Annotated in this window: 22 protein-coding genes; 10 read left to right on the top strand and 12 right to left on the bottom strand. The window is 75.5% G+C overall.

Going from position 1 to position 23,221, the window contains the following annotated elements; all coding sequences use genetic code 11:
- The first annotated feature begins 187 nt into the window (after positions 1–187).
- The 8 genes from Cs7R123_RS00850 to Cs7R123_RS00815 are packed head-to-tail and all read left to right on the top strand — an operon-like array spanning position 188 to position 8,380.
- Entirely contained in the window at positions 188–1,024 is an 837-nt protein-coding gene (locus tag Cs7R123_RS00850) for an AfsA-related hotdog domain-containing protein (RefSeq protein WP_212822640.1), read from the top strand.
- Entirely contained in the window at positions 1,021–2,091 is a 1,071-nt protein-coding gene (locus Cs7R123_RS00845) for a ketoacyl-ACP synthase III family protein (RefSeq protein ID WP_212822638.1), read from the top strand. The genes Cs7R123_RS00850 and Cs7R123_RS00845 overlap by 4 nt, the downstream gene beginning before the upstream one ends.
- Complete coding sequence (locus Cs7R123_RS00840) at positions 2,085–2,483, top strand: nuclear transport factor 2 family protein (protein ID WP_212822636.1); 399 nt, start codon at positions 2,085–2,087, stop codon at positions 2,481–2,483. Before Cs7R123_RS00845 ends, Cs7R123_RS00840 begins: the two co-directional genes overlap by 7 nt.
- Entirely contained in the window at positions 2,480–3,109 is a 630-nt protein-coding gene (locus Cs7R123_RS00835) for an isoprenylcysteine carboxylmethyltransferase family protein (RefSeq protein WP_212822630.1), read from the top strand. The genes Cs7R123_RS00840 and Cs7R123_RS00835 overlap by 4 nt, the downstream gene beginning before the upstream one ends.
- Positions 3,110–3,712: a nitroreductase family protein gene (locus tag Cs7R123_RS00830; protein WP_212822628.1), complete on the top strand. Its 603-nt coding sequence runs from the start codon at positions 3,110–3,112 to the stop codon at positions 3,710–3,712.
- The gene (locus tag Cs7R123_RS00825) at positions 3,709–6,306 is read left to right on the top strand and encodes a PEP/pyruvate-binding domain-containing protein (RefSeq protein WP_212822626.1); all 2,598 of its coding nucleotides are present in this window, start codon (positions 3,709–3,711) and stop codon (positions 6,304–6,306) included. The genes Cs7R123_RS00830 and Cs7R123_RS00825 overlap by 4 nt, the downstream gene beginning before the upstream one ends.
- Complete coding sequence (locus Cs7R123_RS00820; RefSeq protein ID WP_212822625.1) at positions 6,303–7,493, top strand: cytochrome P450; 1,191 nt, start codon at positions 6,303–6,305, stop codon at positions 7,491–7,493. The genes Cs7R123_RS00825 and Cs7R123_RS00820 overlap by 4 nt, the downstream gene beginning before the upstream one ends.
- Positions 7,490–8,380 (top strand): hypothetical protein, encoded by an 891-nt coding sequence (locus Cs7R123_RS00815; protein WP_212822624.1) that lies wholly within the window; start codon positions 7,490–7,492, stop codon positions 8,378–8,380. Before Cs7R123_RS00820 ends, Cs7R123_RS00815 begins: the two co-directional genes overlap by 4 nt.
- Positions 8,381–8,434: 54 nt before the next feature.
- Here the strand turns inward: Cs7R123_RS00815 and Cs7R123_RS00810 are convergent, their stop codons facing one another.
- The 3 genes from Cs7R123_RS00810 to Cs7R123_RS00800 are packed head-to-tail and all read right to left on the bottom strand — an operon-like array spanning position 8,435 to position 12,286.
- Positions 8,435–8,641, bottom strand: a complete 207-nt coding sequence (locus Cs7R123_RS00810) for a hypothetical protein (RefSeq protein WP_212822623.1) — start codon at positions 8,639–8,641, stop codon at positions 8,435–8,437.
- The gene (locus Cs7R123_RS00805) at positions 8,634–11,516 is read right to left on the bottom strand and encodes a type 2 lanthipeptide synthetase LanM family protein (protein WP_212822622.1); all 2,883 of its coding nucleotides are present in this window, start codon (positions 11,514–11,516) and stop codon (positions 8,634–8,636) included. Before Cs7R123_RS00805 ends, Cs7R123_RS00810 begins: the two co-directional genes overlap by 8 nt.
- Positions 11,513–12,286 carry an AfsR/SARP family transcriptional regulator gene (locus Cs7R123_RS00800; RefSeq protein ID WP_212822621.1) on the bottom strand — a complete coding sequence of 258 codons (774 nt, stop codon included), beginning with the start codon at positions 12,284–12,286 and terminating at the stop codon, positions 11,513–11,515. Before Cs7R123_RS00800 ends, Cs7R123_RS00805 begins: the two co-directional genes overlap by 4 nt.
- A gap of 161 nt (positions 12,287–12,447) precedes the next feature.
- Here Cs7R123_RS00800 and Cs7R123_RS00795 point away from each other — a divergent pair, with 161 nt between their 5' ends.
- Positions 12,448–14,322, top strand: coding sequence for a BTAD domain-containing putative transcriptional regulator (locus Cs7R123_RS00795; RefSeq protein ID WP_212822620.1), 1,875 nt, complete (start codon positions 12,448–12,450; stop codon positions 14,320–14,322).
- A gap of 1 nt (position 14,323) precedes the next feature.
- Here the strand turns inward: Cs7R123_RS00795 and Cs7R123_RS00790 are convergent, their stop codons facing one another.
- From Cs7R123_RS00790 to Cs7R123_RS00750, 9 genes are read right to left on the bottom strand one after another with little or no spacing between them, the layout of a single operon-like run.
- Complete coding sequence (locus tag Cs7R123_RS00790; RefSeq protein ID WP_212822618.1) at positions 14,324–17,164, bottom strand: adenylate/guanylate cyclase domain-containing protein; 2,841 nt, start codon at positions 17,162–17,164, stop codon at positions 14,324–14,326.
- On the bottom strand, positions 17,158–17,343 hold the full coding sequence (locus tag Cs7R123_RS00785) for an aroma-sacti cluster domain-containing protein (RefSeq protein ID WP_212822616.1): 186 nt from the start codon (positions 17,341–17,343) through the stop codon (positions 17,158–17,160). The genes Cs7R123_RS00790 and Cs7R123_RS00785 overlap by 7 nt, the downstream gene beginning before the upstream one ends.
- A complete protein-coding gene (locus tag Cs7R123_RS00780; protein ID WP_212822614.1) occupies positions 17,288–18,010 on the bottom strand; it encodes an iron-containing redox enzyme family protein in 723 nt (240 codons plus the stop codon). Before Cs7R123_RS00780 ends, Cs7R123_RS00785 begins: the two co-directional genes overlap by 56 nt.
- On the bottom strand, positions 18,007–18,939 hold the full coding sequence (locus Cs7R123_RS00775) for a radical SAM protein (protein WP_212822612.1): 933 nt from the start codon (positions 18,937–18,939) through the stop codon (positions 18,007–18,009). The genes Cs7R123_RS00780 and Cs7R123_RS00775 overlap by 4 nt, the downstream gene beginning before the upstream one ends.
- The gene (locus Cs7R123_RS40625; protein ID WP_212822611.1) at positions 18,932–19,942 is read right to left on the bottom strand and encodes a radical SAM protein; all 1,011 of its coding nucleotides are present in this window, start codon (positions 19,940–19,942) and stop codon (positions 18,932–18,934) included. The genes Cs7R123_RS00775 and Cs7R123_RS40625 overlap by 8 nt, the downstream gene beginning before the upstream one ends.
- 2 nt (positions 19,943–19,944) lie before the next feature.
- Complete coding sequence (locus Cs7R123_RS00765) at positions 19,945–20,526, bottom strand: GAF domain-containing protein (RefSeq protein WP_212822609.1); 582 nt, start codon at positions 20,524–20,526, stop codon at positions 19,945–19,947.
- Positions 20,523–21,335 carry a S8 family serine peptidase gene (locus Cs7R123_RS00760; RefSeq protein ID WP_212822608.1) on the bottom strand — a complete coding sequence of 271 codons (813 nt, stop codon included), beginning with the start codon at positions 21,333–21,335 and terminating at the stop codon, positions 20,523–20,525. The genes Cs7R123_RS00765 and Cs7R123_RS00760 overlap by 4 nt, the downstream gene beginning before the upstream one ends.
- 31 nt (positions 21,336–21,366) lie before the next feature.
- Positions 21,367–21,942, bottom strand: coding sequence for a GAF domain-containing protein (locus tag Cs7R123_RS00755; RefSeq protein WP_212822606.1), 576 nt, complete (start codon positions 21,940–21,942; stop codon positions 21,367–21,369).
- The gene (locus Cs7R123_RS00750; RefSeq protein WP_212822604.1) at positions 21,939–22,787 is read right to left on the bottom strand and encodes a S8 family serine peptidase; all 849 of its coding nucleotides are present in this window, start codon (positions 22,785–22,787) and stop codon (positions 21,939–21,941) included. The genes Cs7R123_RS00755 and Cs7R123_RS00750 overlap by 4 nt, the downstream gene beginning before the upstream one ends.
- A 262-nt stretch (positions 22,788–23,049) precedes the next feature.
- On the opposite strand from Cs7R123_RS00750, the gene Cs7R123_RS00745 reads away from it, so the two are divergent.
- Positions 23,050–23,190 (top strand): hypothetical protein, encoded by a 141-nt coding sequence (locus tag Cs7R123_RS00745; protein ID WP_212822602.1) that lies wholly within the window; start codon positions 23,050–23,052, stop codon positions 23,188–23,190.
- The last annotated feature ends 31 nt before the right edge of the window (positions 23,191–23,221 follow it).

Below are 23,221 nucleotides of genomic sequence, written 5' to 3'. Positions count from 1 at the left end.
CCCAGAATAATCACCGTCATCGAGTTCCGTAACTTCCCGATCCCGTAACGCCCTGTTGATCGAGGAACTTGACATCGATTCGTGACTCGATCCAAAATGCACAGTCGATCAGCGGTGGCCCTCCTCCCGCGATGATCCGGGCGAAGGAGTCGTTGTGGCCGTTGGTCAAGTTCATGCTGGTCGCGGCGTGTCCGCAGTCGCCGCCCGGGACGTCGTCGAGCCCGCCGCGGCGCATCTGCCGTGGACCGCGCGCCTGCACGTGGACCAGGAGCATCCCTTCTACTTCGACCACCCGCTGGACCACGTCCCCGGCATGCTCCTGGTCGCGGGGCTGCTCGACCTGGCCCGCGCCGTCGCGGGAGACCCGGCCGCGGCCTGGGCCGAGCACCGGCTGCTGCTGTCGCTGAGCTTCCCCCGCTTCTGCGAGCTCACCGAGCCCACCGCGCTGCAATGCGCACCGTCGGGTCGCGACGCCTGGGCGCTGCGCGCCGAGCAGGCGGGACTGCCCGTATGCGAGGGCACGCTCGCCGTCGCACCCGGCCGGCCCGGCCCCGGCGACACGGCGCCCCCGGCCGTCGGGCCCGCTCCGGCTCACCTGGTGCACCGGGTCCACGACCGCAACGTGATGGTCGGCGAGCTGAGCCGTCCGCACGCCGACGTCGCCGAGGCCGCGGTGCTCACCTCGGACGCCTTCGCGCACTGCGGCGACCGCCGCGCCCCGGAGGAGATCATCGAAGCGACCAGGCAGCTGTGCATCATGCTCGGCCACGTCGCGCACGGACGGCCCGCCGACACCCAGGTGGTCTGGCTCGACGTCACCGCCGACCTGCCGGGCGCGGCACCCCGGGACGAGGCTCTCACGCTGCGCTGGCGGCCGTCGCCGCCCGAGCGCGGCGGCCGGGCCTCGTTCCCCTTCGCGCTGGTCACCGGGTCCGGTCGCGAGGTCGGTACGATCACGTGCCGGTCCCACACGATGTCGCGCCGGGCGTACGAGAAGATCCGCTTCCCGGCGGGCCGCCCGTGAGACCCGACGCGCTGTTCCTCGCCGGGCTCGCCGCGTACCTGCCTCCGGTGCTCAGCGCCGAAACGGCGGCGGCGCGCGGCTGGTACGACCCCGACAACCTGCACCACGACGGCTGGACCGGCGCGGCCGTCGCCGGGGACACCCCGCCGGCCGAGATGGCCGTGCACGCCGCCCGGACCGCGCTGGCCCGCTCCGGCGTCCCCGCCACCGACCTCGACCTGCTGCTGTACGCCGACACGTTCCCGCAGGGTCCGCACTGCTGGTGCCCTCAGCACCACGTCGAGCGCCTGGTCGTCGGCCGCGGCATCCCGGCGATCGAGCTGCGCCAGGGCTGCGCCGGCATGCTCGACGCCCTCGACCTGGCCGCGGCCTACCTGGCCGTGCCCGGCCGCCGCGCGGCCCTGCTGACCGGCGCCGACAACTTCGGGGTGGACCCCGCCACCGGTCCCGACCCGGCGCTGCGCTGGCGCTACGCCGACAACGGCAACACCCATCGCGGCTCGGTGCTGGGCGACGCGGCCACCGCGGCGGTGCTGTCCAACCGCGGCGGCTTCGCCCGCGTGCTGAGCATCGCCACCCGTTCCCTGTCGGAACTGGAGGAGCTGTACCGCGGCGGCGAGCCGATGTTCCCGCCCGCCCACGGCCCCGACCGGCCGTTCCGGCTCGGCCGCCGCTTCGCCGACTACGACCGGCAGCACCCCGGCGCCCTGTCGCAGGCCCTGACCCGGCTGGGCGACGCCCGCACCGACCTGGCCCGCCAGGTGCTGGCCGAGGCGGAGCTGCCCGCCGACCGGGTCACCCGGGTCCTGCACGTCTTCGCGGGCACCGAGCGCTACCTCAAGCACCTGCTCGACCCGCTGGGCATCGACCCCGCGCGCGGCCTGCTGGAGTTCGGCCGGGGCCTGGGCCACCTGGGGGTCGGCGACCAGCTCGCGGGGCTGGAGCACCTGCTGCTGACCGGGCAGGTCGGGCCCGGCGACCACGTACTGATGATGGCCAACGGCACCGGCGCGTCGCTGGGCTGCGCGGTGCTGGCGATCGACGAGCGTCCGGAGTGGGCATGGTGAACGCGCAGAGCTGGGTCGCGGCGCTGGAGGCGGCGTGGCGCCGCCGCGACCCCGAGGGTGTCGCCGCCCTGTTCACCGCGGACGCCGCCTACCACCGCGGCCCGTTCGAGCCGCCGTACCGGGGCACCGCCGCGATCAGCGCCCACTGGGCCGCGACGCTGGCCCGGCAGGCCGGTGCCCGGATCTGGTTCGGACCGGTCACCGAGACCGGACCGGCGGCGGTGGTGGAGTTCTGGTGCGTGCTGCACGACCCGGCCACCGGCACGCCGCGCACCGCGGCCGGCTGCGTCCGGATGCGGTTCGCGCCCGACGGCCGCTGCGCGGAGTTCCGGGAGTACTGGCAGGCGGTGTTCGACCAGGCGGTCGAGCCGCCGGAAGGGTGGCTGCGATGACGCCGACATGGGAGCGGCTGCTGCTGCGCGCGCCGCGGATACTGTTCGCCGTCGCGGTCGTCCTGCTGGTCGCGGGCCTGGTCGTGCGGTGGGGCGACCTGCCCGCCATCGCGCTGATCGGGGCTTACCTGGGCTGGCTGCTGTTCGAGGCGCCGGTGACGTTCCGGGGCGCGGTGCCGCTCAAGGACGTCCGCACGCTGGTGCCGTACGCGCTGGCCCGCATCGCCACCTTCGGCAGCGCCATCCTGCTGCCCGCCGCCTGGCCGCCCGCAACCGTGCGCGCGGTCGGCGCGGCGCTGGTGTTCCTGGGCGGCATCACGCTGCGCGAGGTCGCGATCCGCACCCTCGGCCGGTTCTACTCCCACCACGTGGCGATGCGCACCGACCAGGTCGCGGTGACCAGCGGCCCGTACCGGCTGGTGCGCCACCCGGCCTACGCCGGGATGCTGCTGGCCCACGTCGGCTTCGTCGCGTACTTCGCGAACCCCGTCGCGCTGGCGGGCCTGGCCGCACTGGTGACGGCCGTGCTCTGGCGCATCCGGGTCGAGGAGCGGGTGCTGTGGGACATGCCCGGCTACCCCGCCTACGCCACCGGCCACCCCCGGCTCGTCCCCGGGGTGTGGTGAGTGGACGCCGACGAGGTCCTCACCACCACCCGGTCGGTGCGCCGCCGCCTCGACCTCAGCCGTCCCGTCGACCTGGGCCTGGTGCGCGACTGCCTGCGGGTGGCCGTGCAGGCGCCCACCGGCGGCAACCGGCAGCACTGGCGCTTCATCGTGGTCACCGACCCGGCGCTGCGCCAGGGCGTCGGGGCCGTCTACCGCGCCGCGTTCGAGGCCCGCTATCCGGCGGACGCCCAGGGTCCGCACCGGGAACTCGCCAGCGCCCGGCACCTGGCCGAGCAGCTGCACCGGGTGCCGGTCCTGGTCATCCCGTGCCTGGAACTGCCCGACGGGCAGCTGCCGGCCGGCAACCAGGCCGGGCTGTGGGGCTCGCTGCTGCCCGCCGCGTGGAGCTACATGCTGGCCGCCCGCGCCCGGGGCCTGGGCACCGCCTGGACGACCGTGCACCTCGACCGCGAAGCCGAGGTCGCGCGCCTGCTCAACCTGCCCGACCGGGTGCGGCAGGGCGCGCTCATCCCGACCGCGCACACCACCGGCACCTTCCGGGCCGCCGCCCGGCTCCCGCTGCACGCCGTCGTCCACCTCGACGGGTGGAACACCCCGTGATCAGTCACGCCGTCGGCGACCCGGCGCAGCTCGGCCACAAGTTCGCCCGGCTCCAGCGGATGCGGGCCGACGGGCTGCCGGTGCCGGAGCTGTTCTGCCTGCCCGCCGCCGCGTTCGACGACGCGCTGGCGGCGGTGGCGCCGCCGCCGCGCCCCGGCGACCCCGCCGGATGGTGCGCCGACGCGGCCGCCGCGCTGCGCCGGGCCGCCGTCCCGCCGCAGGTGCTGACCGCGTTCGACACCGTGTTCGGCCCCGATGCCCTGGTCGCGGTACGGGCCTGCGCCGTGCCCGCCCCCGGCGGCCACGGCGGCGAGGACGGCGCCGACCCGTTCGCGGGCATGAGCGACAGCTACCTGTACGTGCCCCGCCACGACCTGCTGCGCCGCGTCGCCGACTGCTGGGCGTCGGCGTTCACCGACCGGGCCGTGGCCTACCGGCTGTGGCGCGGCCTGGACCCCACGGCGACCCGCATCGCCGTCGGCGTACAGCGGATGGTGCCCGGCACCAGGTCGTTCGTCGCCTTCACCCGCGATCCCCGCGACAGTGCCCGCCGGACCGTCATCGCGGCCGCCCACGGCATCGGCGAGGGCATCGTGCAAGAGAAGGCCGACGTCGACCACTTCTTCGTCACCGGCCGCCGGGTGACCGCCGAACCGGTCCGCAAGCAGCGGATGGTGGGCCCGCCGCGCGACGGCGGCGACGAGCCCGAGGTGTGCGAGGTCCCGGCCGCGCTCGCCGACGCGCCGGTGCTGGCCGACGCCGAGGCCCGGCACATCGCGGCCCTGGCCGCCCGGGTCGAGCAGGCCTTCGGCGGCCCGCAGGACATCGAAGGCGTGATCACGCAGGACGGCGCCGTCCACCTCGTACAGGCCCGGCCGCTGGTCACCGCCGCGCCCGAGTACTGGTGCAACCACAACATCACCGAGAGCTATCCCGGGGTGTCGTCGGTGCTCACGTACTCCCAGGCGTCCGAGTTCTACCGGCGGGCCTTCGGTGACCTGTACCGGCGCATGGGCGTGCCCCGCCGCAGGTTCGACGCGCACCGCCACCACCTGGAGCAGCTGGTCGCGTTCCTCGACGGCCGGATCTACTACCGCCTGGCCGCCTGGCACGCCCTGCACGGCCAGATCCCCGCGTTCGAACTGGTCCGCCCGCTGTGGGAGGACGCCATGGGGGTACGCGGACCCGCCCGGCAGTCCCCGCGCTGGTCCCAGACCCGGGCCTGGCTCAGCCTGCCGCCGCTGCTCCTGCGCGCGCTGCGCCACCCCGCCCAGGTCCGGGCCTTCCTGCGCTGGTGGGACGGCCTGACCGCCGCCGCGGGCGACCTGTCCGACCTGACCCCGCCGCAACTGGTCGAGCACTACCGCCGCATGTGGACCGAGGTGTCCGGCCGGTGGGGCGTCACCCTCACCAACTCCGTGTACAGCATGCTCGCGATCCGTGCCACCACCGCGCTGCTGACCCGGTGGACCGGCGCCGACCGGCGCCTGCTCACCGGCCTGCTCGTCGGCGGCCGCCCCAACCGGTCGCTGCGCGCCGTGCACGCCGCCGTCGACCTGGCCGAACGGATCAGCGCCGTCCCCGCCCTGAAGGACGCCCTGCTGGCGGGAGACGCCGCCGAGCCGCTGTGGCGCGACCTGACCGCGGGCCGCCACGGGCAGCCGGTGGCCGATGCCGCCGCCGACTACGTGCGCCGCTACGGCGACCGGGCCATGCACGACCTCAAACTGGAGGAACCCACCCCGCGCCAGCGCCCGTGGACCGTCCTCGACCTGGTCCGACCGTACGTCCAGCAGGGTCTGACCACGGCCCGGCTGCGCGAGGAGCAGGCCCGCGCCACCGCGCAGGCGCGCGCGGACCTGGCCCGCGACTGCCGCGGCCCGCTGCGCCGCACCGTGCTGCGGCTGCTGGCCGCCACCGTCCGGGCCACCATCCGGGCACGCGAGGACACCCGCTTCTGCCGCACCCAGCTCTACGGGCTGTCCCGGCAGGTCATGTGGCGCCTGGGCACCGAGCTGGCCCGCGCCGGGCGCCTGGCCGACCCCGCCGACGTACGCCACCTCACCGTCACCGAGGTGCTGGGCTCCTTCGACGGCACCCTGCCCGGCACCGACCTGCGCGGCCTGGTCGCCGTCCGCCGGGCCGAGCACGACGCCTGGACCGCCGCCCCCGCCCGCGAGGTCCTGCTCGCCACCGAACCGGGCATCCCGCTCGCCGACGCGCTGGCCCGGTCCACCCCGGTGCTCGAACCCGTCGCCGACCCCGCCGAGCTGCGCGGTCTCGGCTCCGCCCCGGGCGTGGTCCGGGCCCCCGCCCGGCTGGTCCTCGGCCCCGACACCGCCGCGGGCTCCTGCCAGGGCACCATCCTGGTGGCCCGCGAGACCGACCCCGGCTGGCTGTTCCTGATGATGTCCGCCAAGGGCCTGGTGGTCGAGCGGGGCACGCTGCTGTCGCACACCGCGATCACCGGCCGGTTGCTGGGCATCCCCACCGTCGTCGCCGTCCCCGGGGCGACCAGCCGCATCCCGGACGGGGCCGTCATCGAGATCGACGGTGCCGCCGGAACCGTCCGCATCGTCGAAGGAACGCCGTGACCGACGCCCCGCAGTTCCCGTTCCCCGACCTGCCCGGCGTGGGCCTCGACTCCGGCTACGCCTGCCGGTACCGCGAACAGCCGCTCATCCCGGTGCGCATCCGCGGCGACCATCCCGCGCTGCTGGTCACCGGCCACGCCGACGTACGCACCGTGCTGTCCGACGACCGGTTCAGCCGCGAGGCCTGGGGCGGCGGCACCATGTTCGCCCGCGACTCCGCCTCACTGGCCCTGGTCACCAGCGACCCGCCCACCCATACGGCGCGCCGCCGCGCCGTGCAGGCCGCGTTCACGCACCGGCAGGCCGAGCTGGCCCGGCCCCGCATCCAGCAGCTCGCCGACGAACTGCTCGACGCCGTGGCCGCCGCCGACCAGCCCGTCGATTTGGTCGAGGCATACCTGCGGCCGCTGCCGTACCGGGTGATCTGCGAGCTGGTCGGCGTGCCCGCCGCCGACATCGACCTGTTGCAGCCCTGGGTCGACGTGATGATGTCGGCCGGTGCGTACGACCCGGCCGAGGTCGCCGCCGCCCGGGAGCGCATGTTCGGCTACTTCGCCGACCAGGTCCGCGACCGCCGCCGCCGCGCCGACGCGGGCACCCCGGCCGCCGACCTGCTCGGCACGCTGGTGGCCGCACCCGAGCCGCTGTCGGAGACCGAGCTGGTCGTGATGGCCTTCGGGCTGGTGATGGCGGGCGGTGAGACCGCCGCCAACCACCTGGCCATGTGCACCCACCACGTGCTGGCCGACCCCGCCCTGCAGGCGCGGCTGCGCGCCCACCCCGAGCAGATCCCGGCCGCGGTCGAGGAACTGCTGCGCTGGGTGTGGTTCGCCGGCACCGGCGGCCAGCCGCACGTGGCGCTGGCCGACGTGGCACTGGCCGGCACCGTGATCGCCGCAGGCCAGGTCGTCGTCCCGCTCACCGACGCCGCCAACCGCTGTCCGGCCGCCTTCGACGAGCCGGACGAGTTCCGGCCCGACCGCAGCCCCAACCCGCACCTGGGCTTCGGCTACGGCCGCCACCTGTGCCTCGGCGCCCCGCACGCCCGGGTCGAGCTCCAGGTCGCGCTCGCGACGCTGCTGCGCCGCTTCCCCCACCTGCATCTGGACACCACGGAGGTCACATGGCGGGACCGCATGTTCCTGCGCAGCATGGATCGGCTGCCGGTCACCTGGCCCCGGGAGTGATCCGGCGGCTGGGCACCTACGTGCTCGGCAGCTACCCGCCGCTGCTGTCGGTCACGTTCGCGACCTGCTGGGCGGTCGGGGTGACCGGGCTCTTCGCGGTCGTCGACCCGAACCCCGGCAGCTGGCATCCGGACGCCGGCACCGCGGTCGCCGTGGTCACCCTGATGGTGAACCTGCTGCTGATGCGGGTGATCGACGACATCCGCGACCTGGACTACGACCGGGTGCACAGCCCGGACCGGCCGCTGCCGCGCGGCGTGGTCACCCCCGCCGAACTGCTCGGCCTGTACGCCGTCGGCTGCGCCGCCATCGTCGCGCTCAACCTCGGCCGCGGCCCCGCCCTGGCCCTGGTCGCCGGGCAGCTCGCCTACGCCCTGCTCGTGCTGGCCGCGCACCACCGGCTGGGCTGGCCCGACGGCGACGACGTGCCGCTGACCCTGCTGATCAGCTGCCCGGCGCAGATCCTGCTGCACCTGTACCTCTACGCCGGGTACCTCGACTCGGCCGGCCACCCGGCCGACGGTTCGGTGTGGACCGCCGTGGCCGTCTGCGTGCTGGCCGCGCTGCACCTGGAGCTGGCCAAGAAGACGGTGCGGGCGCCCAGGCCGGGGGAGCGGACCTACGTCACCCTCATCGGCCTGCCCGCGACCCTGACCCTGACCGTGCTGACCCCGCTCGCCGCGGCCGCGCTGGTGCTGGCCGCCGCCCGGCCGTGGACCTGGTGGACGCTGCTGGTGCTGGCGCCGCTCGCCCTGCCGCTGACCGCGCTGCGGCGCTTCCGCGATCCCGCGGCCAACCGGTGGCAGGCCCGCTACTCCGCGTACTACCTGCTGCTGGCCTACAGCGGGTTCGCGGTCGTCGCCGCGCTGACCGGGCTGACCGGATAGGGCAGCGCCCGCGCGCCGCCGGGGAGGACGGCGCGCGGGCGCTGCGTCGCGTCGTCAGAGGGAGAAGTCCATGGTGAACGGGCTCGGCGACAGCGTCCACGAGTCACCCGAGGTCTGGGCGCCGTTGATCGGCTGACCGGCCAGCAGCAGCGCGCGGCCCCCGATCGGGCGGACGGCACGCGGGAGCACCTCGCCTGCCGGATGCCCCGCGTCGGCGGCACCGGGGGTCTTCCATCGCGCGACGAGCTCATCGTTAGTCATGGCCTGCACCTTTCGGTTCTGTGGAGCGCTGGGCGTGCAGCAGCAGCCCAGACGGGATGGTGGTGGGGAAGCCGAGCCGCAGCAACCCGTGGCCGATGCCCGCGAGACCTGTGAGCAGGCCGGGAGACGCGACCGCGTCAGGGGTCCCGCAGCGCGGTCCGAACCGGTCGATCGCGGCCAGCAGTGCGCTGGCCCGTTCGATCGGCACCGGCCGGACCGCGCCGAGCAGCTCCTGGACTCCCAGCTCCCCATGGCAGAGGCAATGACTGGGCAGGACCGGCTGCCCCACCGCGTGGGCGACCGCGCGGGTCACCGCGGCGGCGAGGCCGGGTTCTGCCATCGCGGCGGGGCTGTCCGCGATGGCAAGCGCGATGCCGGTGACGCCCCGGCACCAGGACAGGTCGCCGGCCGCCGCAGCGGCTCGGCGCAGCGCGGCCAGGCCCGCCGCTTCGTACGACGGGCCGCCTCCGGCGGCGGCGTAGCGGGCCAGGGCCCAGCCGATCCCGGCCGCGCCGTCGGCGAACCCGGCACCGGCGGGCAGCGGCTCCTGGACCAGGCGCCGGGCGAGCCGGGTCGCGGCGTGCCAGGCGGGGTCGTGCCCGGTGGCCTGCCATACCGCGGTCAGCGCGGCCAGGCCGCCCGCCGACCCCGTGACCACGCCGGGGTCGAAGTCGGTGTCGTCGTCGGCGGCGGTGGCCGCCAGCTCGACGGCGTCGCGGGCCCAGCGGGCGACGGCGGGGTCGGCCAGCAGCACGGCCAGCCGGGTCAGCGCGTACGCGATGCCGCCCAGGCCCGCGAACGCCCCGGTCCCGACGATGCCGAGCTGGTCGGGGCGGGCGCCCAGCGAACTCAGCAGCTCGGGCACGGGGCGCAGCGCCTGCCGGGCCACGTCGGCGTACCGGTCGATGCCGCTGACCTGGGCGAGCTGCGCCAGGAACAGGGCCGTGCCGCAGTAGCCGGTGCCCAGGCTGGCCCCCAGCGGCGCCAGCTGCCAGTGCCGGTCGTCGAGCAGCTCCAGGCCCAGCCAGTGCGCGCTGCCGGCGTCGCGGTAGGCGCGCGCGACGATCTGGTCGCCGATCCCGCGCGCCGCGGCGAGGACCAGCTCGATGTCGGGCGCCATCGCCGCGGCCGGGGCCGGGACGGGCGTGCCGACCGCGTGCGGGTTCGCGGTGACCCGGGTGGCCATCGCCGCCTGGATGATCCACTTCTGGTCGGCGAGGTCGACCTCGTTCGTTGCGGCGATGTTGCGGACGACCGAGGCCAGCCCCGGCTCCGGCAGCGCCCCGGCGAACCGGCGCCCGGTGGCGCTGACCAGGTCCACCGAGTCCGGCCGGGTGCTGAAGTAGGGGACGTCGCCGTCGCGCAGCTGGCTGAGCTCGTCGTCGGCGACCCGGGCGAGCAGCTCGTCGCCGGGGCTGTACCCCCGCAGCGTCTCCAGCGCGGTGTCGCGGTGTCCCGCCTCGCGCAGCAGGTTCGGGTGCGTCGACTCGTCGAGCAGTTCGGCATAGAGCCTGGTGGCCCGCAGCACGACCCGCACCTCGTGCCCGGCCGCCCCGGCCAGCAGGCCGATGAGCTCGTCCCGGCCGCGCGCGATCTGGGCGTGCCCGGCGGCGAACCCGGCCAGCAGCTGCGGCGTGAACTCGCCCGGGTCGGCGTCGGCGCCGTCGAGGGTCGGCCGGTTGGCGGCCCCGGCGAAGGTCCACGGGCGGCGTACCAGCCGCATGCCGTCGGTGCCCTGGTCGTCCCACTGCACCGCCTCGAACGGGGTGGTGCCGCCCCGGTCGCCGCCGAGCCCGGAGATGTCCAGCGTCGCGTCGGCGCCGATCACGACCCGGGGCAGCAGCGCGGACCGGTGCACCGACGCCACCAGCGCCCGCGCCGCCGGGTCGTGCCCGGCCGTGGTCAGCGCCGGGTGGAACAGCGTCTCCACGTCGATCAGCACCGGCTGGTCGGCACGGGCGATCACGTTCTCGTAGTGCAGGTCGGAGCCGTCCAGGACGCGTACCAGGGCCAGCAGCGCACCCTGGCGGAAGTAGAACCGGCGCAGCCCCTCGACGTCGGCGCACGGCGCCGCCTCGACGAAGGCGACCCAGCCGTATCCCGGCCGCGCCACGATCGGCGGGACCACAAGCTCGTCGCCGATCCCGGCGCCGAACCACGCCAGCACCGAGGCGAACAGGCCGTCCACGGCCAGGGACCGGGGCTTGTAGACCAGCCGCGCCCCGGCGGCGAACCGCAGCACCGCCACGGACCGCCCGCCCCGGTGGCCGTCCCCGACCCCGGTCTGCACCGAGGTCAGCACGCCCGGGTCGGCGCCGAGCAGCCGGTCGACGATCTCGGCCCGGTCGGCGGTCAGCCGGTCCAGCAGCTCCGCCGTCGCCTCGACGGCCCGCAGGCAGCAGCCGCCCAGGACGCGGGCCAGCACGGCGTACTCGTCGAATAGCGCCGTGAGGCCGTCGCGGGTGCCGACCCGGGCGGTGAAGTCGGCGAACCGGGCCGCCGGGTCCGATCCGGACAACCGGCCGGTCACCCGCATCACATGCAGCTCCAGCACCAGCGTACGGGCCGCCAGCCTGGTCAGCCGCGCCGCGAGCACCCGCTCGAACCCGTCGCGCACCGCCGCGACGTCCACGTCCGGCCACGGACCGTGCCGCACCAGCCGGGCCCCGGCCCGCGACACCAGCGGCGCCAGCACCGCGGCCAGGCCGTCCCCGGCCGCCGCGCCGCGATGGTGCGCCAGCGCCTCCTCGACGAACCCGGCCCAGTCCGGCACGCCGGACCCGGCCCCGTCGTCGGGCGACGCACCCCGGGTCCACCACGGCGCCGTCGGGTCGGACGCGAGCGGCTCGGGCAGCTCGGGCAGGACTGTGCTCATCGGACCGAACCGGCCAGCTGCCAGTCCAGCGCGGGATCGCCCGCGAGGATCTGCCGGTGCAGCCGCTGGAGCGCGTGCCCGGGGTCCACCCCGAGCTCGTCGGTGAGCATGTCGCGCACCGACCGGAACGCCGCCAGGGCCTCGGCCCGCCGACCGCACCGGTACAGGGCCAGCATCAACTGGCCGTGGAACCGCTCGCGCAGCGCGTGCTCGGCGGTCAGCAGCGGCAGCTCGGCGGTCAGCTGCTCGTGGCGGCCCAGCCGCAGGTCGGCCTCGACGCGCCATTCCAGCAGCTGCACCCGCACCTCGGCGGGGTGGTCGCGGTGCCGGCGCAGCAGCCGGGGGGAGTCGATGTCGGCCAGCGGGTCGCCGCGCCACAGGCCCAGCGCCTGCTGGAAGGCGTCGGCCGCGGCCGCCCAGTCGCCGAGGTCGGCGGCGGCACGGCCCTGGTCGTACAGCATCGCGAACCGGCGCAGGTCCAGCTCGTCGTCGGCGATGTCGATGAGGTAGCCGGTCGGCCTGGTCTGGATCCGGGCGCGGATCGCCGGACCGAGCCGGTGCCGCAGCCGGTTGACGGCCGAGTGCAGCGATGCCCGGTCGCGCTCCGGCGCCTCCGCGCCGTGGATCGAGGCGCTCAGCTCCTGCGCCGGGACGACCTGGCGCAGCCGCAGCAGCAGCGCCGCCAGCAGCGTCCGCTGCTGCGCCGCCGGGACCATGACCTCCACGGTGCCGTCGTGCACCAGCAGCGGCCCGAGCAGTCCGAACTCCATGACGACCTCCCTTCGGCCCGGCGTGACGGCGGTGTCGTCGCGGTGCTGCGGCAAATCTGCCACCGCCGATGCCTGTCGCGCATGGGGGCCGCGCCCCCACATTCCCGCGCGCGTGCGCGTACGAGGGTGTCAGCGGCCGGTGAGCGTGCGGTGAGCGGCCGGTGAGCGGCCGCACCTACCTTCGGGTGGCCGAGGCCGACCGGCCCGACGGCAGCCAGTCTCCCTACGGCAGGTGCAATGTGACCCCCTCCGCACCCGCACTCCCCGTCCCCGCGCTGCAATTCTCGGTGCTCGGCCCCATGCAGGTCCGCCACGGCGGCCGCGACCTGCCGCTGGGCCCGCGCAAGCAGCAGATCGTGCTGGCCACCCTGCTGTGCAGCCCCAACCGGCACGTGCCCACCGAGGTGCTGGCCGAAGCCGTCTGGGGCGAGCGCCCGCCCCGGACCGCCCGCAAGAACCTGCACGTCTACGTGAGCACGATCCGGCGCCAGCTCGGCCACGCCGGTGCGACCGACCGGATCTCCCACCGGCACCAGGGCTACGTCATCTTCGTCGAACCGGCCGAACTCGACTCGCTGGGCTTCGAGGAGGCGACCCGCGCCGCCGCCGACCTCGGCGGCACCGACCGGGCGCGGGCCGGGCACGCGGGCCTGCGCCGCGCCCTCGACCTGTGGCGCGGCCCGGCGTTCGAGGGCCTGCACACGGTTCCGGTGATCGACACCGAGGCGCAGCGGCTGTCCCGGCGCTACGTCACCGTGTTCGAGACCTGGGCCGAGACGGCCCTGCAGGCCCACCCCGGCGCCGTCGTCGACCAGATCGAACCGATCATCCAGCACGACCCGTACCGGGAACGGCTGCGGATCATCCAGATGACCGCCCTGCATCGGGCCGGCCGCCGGTCGGAGGCCCTGGCGGTCTTCGACGACTACCGCCAGGCGATCGCCCGCGAGTTCGGCCTGCCGCCCAGCGCGGTCATGACCCGCCTACAGGAGCGCCTGCTGCTGGAGACCGACGCCCCGGCCGGTGGCCGTGCGGAGCCCGGCGCCGTCTGCTCGCTGCCGCGCGACGTCACCGGGTTCAGCGGCCGCGACGACGAGCTCGGGACGGTCGAGCAGCTCCTGCGGCACCGGACCGAGCGGCTGGCGGTCATCACCGGCTCGGTCGGGACCGGCAAGACCGCGCTGGCGGTGCACGCCGCGCACCGCGTCCGCGACGCGTTCGGCGACGGCCAGCTGTACGTCGACACCCGCGGCGCCCACGGCGAGCCGCGGCCGCCCGCCGACCTGCTGCGCGACCTGCTCCGCGACGCCGGGGTCTTCGTCGCCGCCGACGAACCGGCGGCCCGGGTCCAGCGCACCTGGCAGACCTGGCTGGCCCGGCGGCGGGTCCTGATCGTGGCCGACGACGTCGCGGCGGAGGAGACCGCCCGCCCGCTCGTCCCGCAGTCCGGCGAATCGGTGCTGCTGATCACCTCCCGGGCCAGGCTGTCGGGCCTGGCACCGGCCCACCGCCTCGTCCTCGGGCCGCTGAGCCCGCCCGCGGCGCACGACATGCTCGCCCGGTACCTCGGACCCGACCGGCTCGACGCCGACCGCGACGCGGTGGTGCGGATCCTGCGGGCCACCGGGCAGCTCCCGCTCGCGATCGCCGCGGCCGGGAGCAAGCTCGCCGGGCTGCGGCACCTGCCGCTGCGCGAGTTCGCCGACCGGCTGGCCGAGGCCGACCGGACGCTGGACGAACTCCAGGCCGGCTCGCTCACGGTGCGGCCCCGGCTGGAGGCCGCGCTGCTCGACCTGTCCGCCGCGCAGCGGCAGCGGTTCGTCGAGCTGGGACGGCTGGGCCGCCCCTGGTTCACCCTCGGCGAGGCGGCCCAGGTGCTGGGCGGCGGCAGCCGCGCCGCCGGGCTCGCGCTCGAACAGCTCATCGAGGCGGGGGTCGTCGACGCGCCCGACTCCGAGGTCTGCGCCCACGAGGTGGTGTACGCGCTGACCGACCTGCTCCACCGGTACGCCGTGGAGCTCGCCGGCAGCGCGTAGCTCACCGTCCGCGCGGCACCGCCGACGCCCGGCCGAGCGCCTCCTCGACGGCCGCGACCCGGACCGGGTCGCCGAGCCGGGCGGCGATGCGCAGGCAGCCGGACAGCGGCACCAGCGTCGCGCCCCGGCCCCGGATCGCGGCGATCACCGCGAGCGCCCGGTCCAGCCGCGACAGCGCCCCGGCCCGGTCGGCGGCGACGCCGGGCTCCGGCAGCACCGCACTCAGGGCGGCGACCTGGTGCAGGAGCACCCGCGTGTCCCAGCTGCCGCCGGTGGGCAGCGCGGACAGGTCCGGGACGGCCCGGTCCGGGTCCAGGACGTAGGCGCGGGCCCCGCAGCGCGCCGCCGCCGTGGTCGCCCCCGCCCCGGCGTAGACCTCCCGCGCCCGCAGCACCGCCGCGGTCGCGGCCGCCAGGTCACCGCGCAGCTCGGCCGCCACGCTGCTGAACTCGTACGCCCCGGCCTGGCCCAGGACGTGACCCATCTCGGCGAAGACCGTCTGCGCCCGGTCCAGCATGGTCACCGCCGCGTCCGGGTCGCCGCTGCGCTGGAGCAGCACCGCCGTGGCGCAGCTGACGACGGCGTGCATGATCGGCGCGTCGGCGACCTCCTCCCGCAGCGCCAGGCACGCGGCGGCGGCGCGGTCGGGCGGGGTGTCGGCGGACATCAGGAACAGCGAGAGGTTGCCGTACACCTCGGCGACCCCCAGCCCGGTGCCGAACGCCCGCATGCCCCGGTGGGCCGCGCGCAGCAGCTCCTCGGCCCGGGGGTAGTCCCCGCCCCGGGCCGCGAGCAGACCCTCCACCGTGTCCAGCCGCGCCGCCGCACCCGCGTCGTCGGTCTGGCGGGCCAGCGACCGTGCCTGGTCGAGGTCGCCGCTGCCGAAGGTGATCTGGTTGATGGCCAGGTGCAGCCGCGCCGACGGGTTGCCGGGCAGCCCGCGCACCTGCGCGACCCGGTCGAGGGCCTCGCGGACCTGCCCCCCGGCACCCAGGGCGTAGCTCTCCAGCGCCGCGATCTCCAGCACCAGGTCGTCGTCGGGCACGCCGAGTTCCCGTGCCTGCGCCGCGAGCGCGGCCGCGGGGCGCACCTCCGAACGGCCCACGGCCTGGCGGGCCGCGGCCACCAGGCACTCGGCCGCCAGCCGAGCCGCGTCGGCGGCCGCCGACGAGCCGGGATCCAGGTCGCGGCGGTGCCGGTGGGCCCGGGTCGCGTGCGACGCCGCGAGGTCGAGCAGCGCCGGTTCGGTACGGGCGTACTCGCGCAGCCGCCGCGCCACGGCCCCGTGCAGCCGGGCCCGCTCCCCGAGCCCGAGATGGGCGTAGGCGACCTCGGCGGCGGTGCGGTTCGCGGCCAGCCCGAGGCCCTCCAGCTCGCCCAGGGCCGCCAGCAGTCCCGCCTCGTCGGTCTCGCAGACGGCGTCGAGGTCGCCGGGGCGCAGCTCGGTGCCCCACGCCCCGAGGCAGGCCAGCACCTGCCGGGTCGGCTCGGCGAGCCGCTCGATCCGGGACCCGAGCGCGGCCTCCGCCGACGGTGCGACGTCGTCGATACCCTCGGCGGCCAGGGCCGACAGCTGCTCCAGCAGCAGCGGGTTGCCCCGGCTGCGCTCGATCAGCGGGTCCGGCAGCCCGCTGGCGTGCAGCGCGAGCTCGGGGTCGAGGCCGGCCAGCAGCTCCCGCGAGTGCGCCGCCGACAGCGGCGGCACCGTGATCACCGGGACCGGGCCGGTCGGCGGCTCCCGGTCGGCCAGCACGAACACGATCGGGCCGGCCGGGTCGGGCGCCGGTGCGAACAGCGGCCGCAGCGCGTCGGGGCAGCGGTGGAAGTCGTCGACGACCACGACCAGCGGGCCCTGCCGCGACAGCTCGGCGAACCGAGACCGGATCCGCCACTGCAACTCCGCGGTCGACGGGGTGCCGCCCTGCTGCCGCCGCCCGCCTAGCTCGCGTTCGAGCTGCTGGAGCCGCCACAGCCCCTCGTCGCTGCCCTGGCAGGCCACGAACACGGTCCGCACGTCGCGGGCCGCGGTGTGCGCGGCCAGCCGCCGCAGGATCCTGGTCTTCCCGCTGCCCAGCTCGCCGACCAGGGCGACGGTGCTGGTCCCGGGCTTCGCGGCCGCCTCGTCGACGGCCGCGGTCAGCCGGGACAGCACGTCGGTCTGGTTGACGAAGACCGGTTCGGCCGCGGCCGGTGCCGGGCCCGCCGTCACCGACCAGGCCTGCAACGGCTGGTCGAACCCCTTGGCCGGCACCGGCGGCACCGGTAGGCAGGCCAGCCGGTCGCGGACGAGCAGCCAGGTGCGTACGTCGACGACCGTGCCGTCGGCCGGGGCGGCGGCCTGCAACCGGGCCGCCCGGTTCATCACCGAGCCGATCGCGAACGACGAGTCGCGGTCGGCCAGCACCACCCGGCCCGAGGCGATGCCGAACCGGATCGACAGCCGGACCCCGTGCCTGCCGAGGGTGTCGTCGTTGCGCGCCGCCAGCTGCGCCAGGGCGTCGATCGCGCCCTGGACCGCGTGCACCGCGTCGTCCTCCCCGGCCGCGTCGGCGCCGAACACGCCGACCACCGCGTCGCCGATGAACTTCTCCAGCCGCCCGCCCGCGGCGACCAGCGCCCCGCCGACACTGCTGAAGTACGTCTCCAGGATGCCGTGCCAGACCTGCGGGTCGAACCGCAGCGCGAGCTGGGTCGAGCCGGAGATGTCACAGAACGCGACCGTGACGAAGCGCAGCCCCGGCGCCTTGGCGGCGGCCTGGGCCAGACCGCCGCCGCAGCCCATGCAGAACCGTGCCGCGGCCGGGTTGGCCGTCAGGCACTGGCCGCAGGTGCTGGTTACCACACCACGCCGCCGGCCTCGACGCTGTGGCCTTCGACGTCGCCGGAGGCGTCGTCGAGCTTGCCCTTGATCCGCACCAGCAGCTCGATCTCGGCGTCGCTGAGCGACTCCAGCGCCGCGAGCTGCTCATCGGTGGCGAACTGGGTGTCGAAGCCCAGCCGGTCCAGGCGGGATTGACTCATCGCGTCCTCCTTGTGCGGGCGGCCGCGGCGCGGGAAGGCTCGCGGCCAGGTCGGTCATCAGTTCCACCAGCCCGTGGGCCGTGGTCAGGGCGCTGGTCGTGACCAGCCGCAGGTGCCGGTGCGCCAGCGGATGGGCGGCCAGCAGCTCGTCGAGCAGGCGGCCGTGCGCGGCGTCGAGCTCGGCGTGCCGGGCCAGCGTCGTGAACGCCTCGGCGGGCAGGCCGGTGCGGCGTACGAGGTCGGCGGCCAGGTCGGCGCGCGGCGGCAGCCACTCCAGCACGGCGATGTGGCCCAGCAGCGCGACCGGGTGCGCGTGGCGGATCCAGTAGTACTGCGCCCCGGCCAGCCGCGCGGCCGCCGGGGCGGGCACCCGCCCGGTGAGCAGTTCCGGCTCTGCGCCGGCCGCGATGAGGTCGTCGGCGACCCAGCGGTCGTGGCCGAACTCCTCGGCCAGCTGCTCGGTGAAGTACCGCACCAGCAGGTCGTCGCCGAGGCGGACGGATTCGGCCAGCGCCTCGGACAGCAGCGGGGCCGTGGCCCGGACCAGGTCGTGGCAGATGTACAGCCATTCGCGGTACGACTCCGGGGTGCGGATCGCGTCCCACATCCGGCCCGACGCGCGCCGCAGCAGCGGCGTGACCAGGTCGAGCGTCTGGCGCAGCGTCATCGCGCACCGCACAGCACAGTGGTGGCTGCCAGCGCCTTCGGGTCGGTGGCGACCCGCTCCGCCCCGGCCCAGCACGCCTCGCAGACCGTCCGGACCGGACCATCGACGATGACGTCCAGCGCGGGCGGGCCGTACCGGCCGATCAGGGTGAGCACCGGGTCGGCCCGCAGCTGCGCCAGCGCGGCGGGCACCTGCTCGGCCGTGCTGACCTGGCGGCGCAGCCGCGGCGGCCCGGCGCCCATGATGACCGCCTCGTTGCAGCACGCGCTGATCCGGCCGTCGTAGCGGACGGTCGGGGAGCTGAGCAGCGGGCAGCGGCCGAAGTCGGCCAGCGGCCGGGGCGGGGCCTGCGTGAACAGCCCGGCCCCGCGCCCCACCGGCAACGGCGGGATCACGCTGACGTCGGCCGTCGGGCACAGCCGCCGGGCCGCGTCGGCGGCACCCGGCTCGTCGAGGACCTGGAGCACCAGGTGGCACCCGGCGCCCGTCACCGCGTCCACCGCATGGCGCAGCCGGTCCGGCCCGAGCCCGGCCGCGTGGAACGAGTCGGTGCTGAGGTAGACCGTCGAGACGGACGCCAGCACCTGCCGGATCCAGTCCGGCACCGCCGCGCGGGCCCAGTAGCCGCTGGTGAACAGCACCACCGCCTTGCCCGCCGCGCTGAGCCGCTCGACGGCGTGGACGAGGCCGCGCCGCTCGGCGAACGGCTCGCCGCCGGTGACCGCCACCGCCCGCAGCTCCGGCAGCGCGGCGACACCCGCGATCACCTGCTCGAACAGGTCCCAGTCGCGGATGGTCGGCCCGGTGGCCGTCGCGGCGACCGAGCAGTGCCCGCAGCCGACCGGGCACCGGTCGGTGAGGAACAGTGCCAGCGTCGCCCCCGGCGTCCGCCGCAGCTGCTCGGCCTGCGCCATCGTCAGCCTAAGCATGGGACCAGCCCAGTTCCACCAGTTCGGCGTGCTCGCCCGCGCCCCAGCGGCGGGCCAGCTGCGCCGGGCGCAGGCCGCCGAGCAGCTGCCGCGCCACCAGCTCCACCCCGTCCGGCAGGGGTGCGGCCGCGGGCAGGCCCACGCAGGTCAGGCAGGCACCGCCGCACGACGGGGCGCCCGCGCGCCGGGCGGTCTCCACCGCTCCCAGCACCCGGACCGAGCGCAGCACCGGCTGCGCCTGGGCCCGCGCGCTCAGCTCCGCCCAGGAGTCGCGGGACGCGTGCCCGAGCACGAGGTGGCCGGGCCGGTGGCGGCGGGCCAGGCTCTGCCGGCTGCACGCGAACACCGTGCCGTCGTAGTCGACCAGCGGCCAGTTGGCGAACTCGCACGGGCCCGGGTCGTCCACGTCGGCCCGTTCGGCGGTGAACGACCGGGCCCGGCCGGTCGCCTGCACCCGCGCCACCAGCACCGGGACCCGCTCGCCGAAGGTACGGCGCACCTGCGCCAGCACCTCGTCGAGATAGGCGGGCTCGGCGCTGGTGACGTGCAGGCTCACGGCGGGCACCAGGTCGAGGATCTGCCGCAGCGCCGCGAACACGTCGGCCCGGTCGACCTCCCGCTCGTGGAAGACGTCGATGCTGGCCGAGAAGTGGTCCAGTGCGCAGATCGCCCGCCGGATCGCCGGGGGCATCGCCCGGCGGGCGAAGAACATGCCCGACAGGAGCGCGGAGCGGGTACCCGCCGCCCGCGCCGACGCGGCCAGCTCGGCCACCAGTGCCGGGCGCAGCAGCGGTTCCCCGCCGGACATGAGAACAAGTTCCGGCCGGTCGGCCGGGGTGAACGTCGACACCAGCCGCCGCAGCGGCGCGGCGCTGTGCTGCGGCGCGGTCGGCGACGACTCCGTGGAGCAGTGGGCGCACGACAGCGGGCACCGCTGCGTCAGCGCCAGCAGCAGTCCGGCCTGCGGCACCGTACGCAGCCTGATCACCTCGGCCAGGTGCATGGCTACCGCACCAGCTTCGTCAGCGCCGCGATCAGCTCGCCGACCGCCGCCTCACGCCGCGGATCGGCGCCCTCCAGCAGGGCGCCCAGTGCCGCGAGCGGGCCGGTCGCCTCGGCCTGCCGCGCCCGGCGGCGGTCGGCCAGCAGCAGGCACAGCGCCGCGCAGCTCTGGTTGGCCAGCTCGGTGAGCAGGTCGATGGCGACCAGGTCGCCGATCGCCTCCAGGCTCGGGTCGAGCACCTCCAGCACCCCGAGCACCTCGCCGTTGTGCTCGATCGGGGCGGCCATGATGGTGTCGGGCACCAGTCCGGTCTCGGCGGCGAACGCGCGGTCGAACCGCTCGTCGTCGCGTACGCCGCGGATCACCAGCGGTTCACCGGTGTTGGCGACCCAGCCGGCGATGCCCCGGTCGGACGGGATCGCCAGACCGATCAGCATGTCCTCGCCCTCTCCCGAGGACGCCTCGAACACCAGCGCGTCGCGTTCGGTGTCGTACAGGAACACCGACGCGGCGGCGGCGCTGAACGAGAGGCGGGCCAGCCGCACGGTCGACCGGAGGATCTCATCGTGGGTGATGGCGGTCATTTCGAGCTCCTGACCAGGTTGTCGGCGACCGCGGCCAGCACGTGCCGCAGCTGGGGCGTACGGAACTCGGGATGGCGCTGCAGGATGCGGGCGCACAGCCCGGTCACGTGCGGGGTGGCGAAGCTGTTGCCGGAGACCACCTTGGTCGAACCGCCCGGCCAGGCCACGCCCACGTTGATGCCGCAGGCGAAGAAGTCCACGGGCGGATCGGGGTTGAGCTCCAGGTATTCGGGGTCGGTGCGGTCGTGGGAGCCGACCGAGATCACCGACGGGAACCGCCACGGGTAGCTGACCACCGGGCTGTTGTGCGCGGAGGAGATCAGCGACACCCCGGCGAAGAACGCGGCGTCGGCCAGGTCGTGCAGGCGCTCCTTGAGCGCCTCCTTTCGGGAGGACAGGCTCACGTTGATCAGCGGGAAGCGCTGCGCCACCGCCCACTCCAGCGCGGTGATCAGCGCGTCGCCGTTGCCCCGCAGGTTGCCGGCCAGCACCCGTACGCTCACCAGTTCGCACCGCGGTGCCAGCGACCGGATGACCCCCGCGCAGGCCGTCCCGTGCCCGGCCACGTCACCGCCGTCGTCGGGCCGCACCCCCCACCCGCCGTCGGCCTCCTCCGCGACGTACGACGTCACGTTCCCGCCGATCTGCGGGTGGTCGGCGTCGACCCCGCTGTCGATGACGCACACCCGCACGCCGTGCCCGGTGGCGTCGCCCCAGGCCCAGTCGCGCTCGATCTCCCGGGGGGACGCGATCGCGGCCGCCGACGCGGAGGCGCCCAGCGACGTGTGGGCGAATCGGAACGTACGCATGGGTCGTCCTAGGGTCGCGGCCGGAGCACGGTCAGGCGGAGGTGTCCAGCAGCCGCTGGAGGCTGTCCATGAGCTGGCGCGCGCTGGCCAGGTCGTCCGGGTCCAGGCCGCCGGACACCCGGCCGCCGTCGAGGTCGTGGCGCTCGATGACGATCCGCAGCGCCGCCGCGGCCTGCCGGGCGAACAGCGCCAGCAGGTCGAGGGCGTCCAGGTTGGACCGCGACTGCGGCAGCGGGTCGAGCACCTCCAGCACGCCGAGCACGCGGTCGCCGTGGGTCAGCGGCGCGGCCATCAGCGACTGCGGCACGTACCCGGTCGACTCGGCCAGGCTCCGGTCGAACGCCGCGCTCTGCGACAGGTCGTCGACGACCATCGGCTCGCCGGTGGCCACCACCCAGCCCGCGACGCCCTTGCCGGCCGGGAACCGCTGGCCCAGCAGCGTCCGCTGGCCCTGCCCCGACACGGCGTGGAAGACGAGCTCGTTCGACGCCGTGTCCAGCACGAACACCGAGCTGGCCTGGGCGCCGAAGATGGCCCGTGCCACGTCGACCACCGACTGCAGAAGTTCGCGCGACAGCGAGTCGACCGCGAGCCCGGTTCCCATCATGAGGAGCCTCCATCACCGACGCGGACGTTGGCCGCGGAGAGAAACAGCGTGTTCTTGAGCTGGAAGGGCGTCATCTTCGGGTGCTTGGACAGGATCCGGGCGCACAGTCCGGCGATGAACGGGGTGGCGAAGCTGTTGCCGGACGTCCGGATCGTGCCGCCGCCCAGCCACGGCACCAGCACGTTCTGGCCGGGGGCGAAGAACTCGACCGGCGGGTCCGGGTTGTAGAGGAACAGCTCCGGATCGCCCTCCTCGTGGTGGCTGCCCACCGACAGCACCGAGGAGTACCGCCACGGGTAGCTCTCGATCGGGGTGTTGTGGGCCGAGGCCACGATGACGGTCTGGCGGAAGTAGGCCTCGTCGGCCAGCGCCCGCAGCTCGTCGGCGAACCGGGTCCGGGTGGTGGACAGGCTCAGGTTGATCACGTCGAAGTTCTGCTCGATCGCCCACCGCAGGCCGGTCAGCATCATGGCGCCGGTGCCCGACGCCCGCTCGCCGAGCACCCGCATGCTGTAGATCTCGCAGTCGGGCGCGGTCCGCCGGACGATGCCGGCGCAGGCCGTGCCGTGCCCGCAGGCGTCACCGGCGTCGCTCTCGGCGACCACCAGGCCGCCGTCCTCGCCGGGCACCACGGCGTACGCGCCGTCGACCCGGCCGACCAGCGGATGGCCGGACTCCACCCCGGAGTCCACCACGCACACCCGCACCTTGTGGCCGGTGGCACCGCCCCAGGCCCACTCCGGGGTCACCGGCTCGCCGTCGGCCGCCATCGCCACCGACTCGGGGCTGCGGCCGTACAGGCGCCAGGTGAGCCGGGGCGGCTCTGCTGCTCGCACGTTGTCCATCGGTCAGTCCATTCCGGGGTGGGTCCACCCACGCCCTGCGGCGAGACTGGCCGGGTGCGGTTCGGTTCTGCGCAAAGACCGCTTCGATCCGGGTATGGCCCCAGCCCGCGCGCCTGCCGGCGCACCGGGCGGAACCGGCGCCGAGGCATCGACCAGCGCACATACCGCGGGCATACCCGCGTCCAACCGTCTCCGGATCGGCCCCGCCTAGGTTCGCCTCACCCCGGCAGATCTGCTGCCGAACGCAGAACAGGAGATCTCGATGACCAACATCGAACTGACCCCCGGCGAGCAGCCCGAGGAAGTCGCGGCGCTGCAGGAGACCCCCGGTGTCGAGGGCGACGACGAGGTCCAGGGCCACATCAGCACGGTCAGCCTCGCCGTCTGCATGGCCGCCGACTAGACCGCAGCATCCCGAAGCGCAGCTGGGCCCG

This window comes from Catellatospora sp. TT07R-123 (assembly GCF_018327705.1).
Taxonomy (GTDB): domain Bacteria; phylum Actinomycetota; class Actinomycetes; order Mycobacteriales; family Micromonosporaceae; genus Catellatospora.
This window is presented reverse-complemented; position numbering and strand designations above follow the sequence as displayed.

Bases quoted from the DNA above. Each gene is read 5' to 3' on its own strand.
- Cs7R123_RS00840 (WP_212822636.1), top strand. From the start codon at position 2,085: ATGGTGAACGCGCAGAGCTGGGTCGCGGCGCTGGAGGCGGCGTGGCGC.
- Cs7R123_RS00835 (WP_212822630.1), top strand. From the start codon at position 2,480: ATGACGCCGACATGGGAGCGGCTGCTGCTGCGCGCGCCGCGGATACTG.
- Cs7R123_RS00810 (WP_212822623.1), bottom strand. From the start codon at position 8,641: ATGACTAACGATGAGCTCGTCGCGCGATGGAAGACCCCCGGTGCCGCC.
- Cs7R123_RS00805 (WP_212822622.1), bottom strand. From the start codon at position 11,516: ATGAGCACAGTCCTGCCCGAGCTGCCCGAGCCGCTCGCGTCCGACCCG.
- Cs7R123_RS00800 (WP_212822621.1), bottom strand. From the start codon at position 12,286: ATGGAGTTCGGACTGCTCGGGCCGCTGCTGGTGCACGACGGCACCGTG.
- Cs7R123_RS00785 (WP_212822616.1), bottom strand. From the start codon at position 17,343: ATGAGTCAATCCCGCCTGGACCGGCTGGGCTTCGACACCCAGTTCGCC.
- Cs7R123_RS00780 (WP_212822614.1), bottom strand. From the start codon at position 18,010: ATGACGCTGCGCCAGACGCTCGACCTGGTCACGCCGCTGCTGCGGCGC.
- Cs7R123_RS00775 (WP_212822612.1), bottom strand. From the start codon at position 18,939: ATGCTTAGGCTGACGATGGCGCAGGCCGAGCAGCTGCGGCGGACGCCG.
- Cs7R123_RS40625 (WP_212822611.1), bottom strand. From the start codon at position 19,942: ATGCACCTGGCCGAGGTGATCAGGCTGCGTACGGTGCCGCAGGCCGGA.
- Cs7R123_RS00765 (WP_212822609.1), bottom strand. From the start codon at position 20,526: ATGACCGCCATCACCCACGATGAGATCCTCCGGTCGACCGTGCGGCTG.
- Cs7R123_RS00760 (WP_212822608.1), bottom strand. From the start codon at position 21,335: ATGCGTACGTTCCGATTCGCCCACACGTCGCTGGGCGCCTCCGCGTCG.
- Cs7R123_RS00755 (WP_212822606.1), bottom strand. From the start codon at position 21,942: ATGATGGGAACCGGGCTCGCGGTCGACTCGCTGTCGCGCGAACTTCTG.
- Cs7R123_RS00750 (WP_212822604.1), bottom strand. From the start codon at position 22,787: ATGGACAACGTGCGAGCAGCAGAGCCGCCCCGGCTCACCTGGCGCCTG.
- Cs7R123_RS00745 (WP_212822602.1), top strand. From the start codon at position 23,050: ATGACCAACATCGAACTGACCCCCGGCGAGCAGCCCGAGGAAGTCGCG.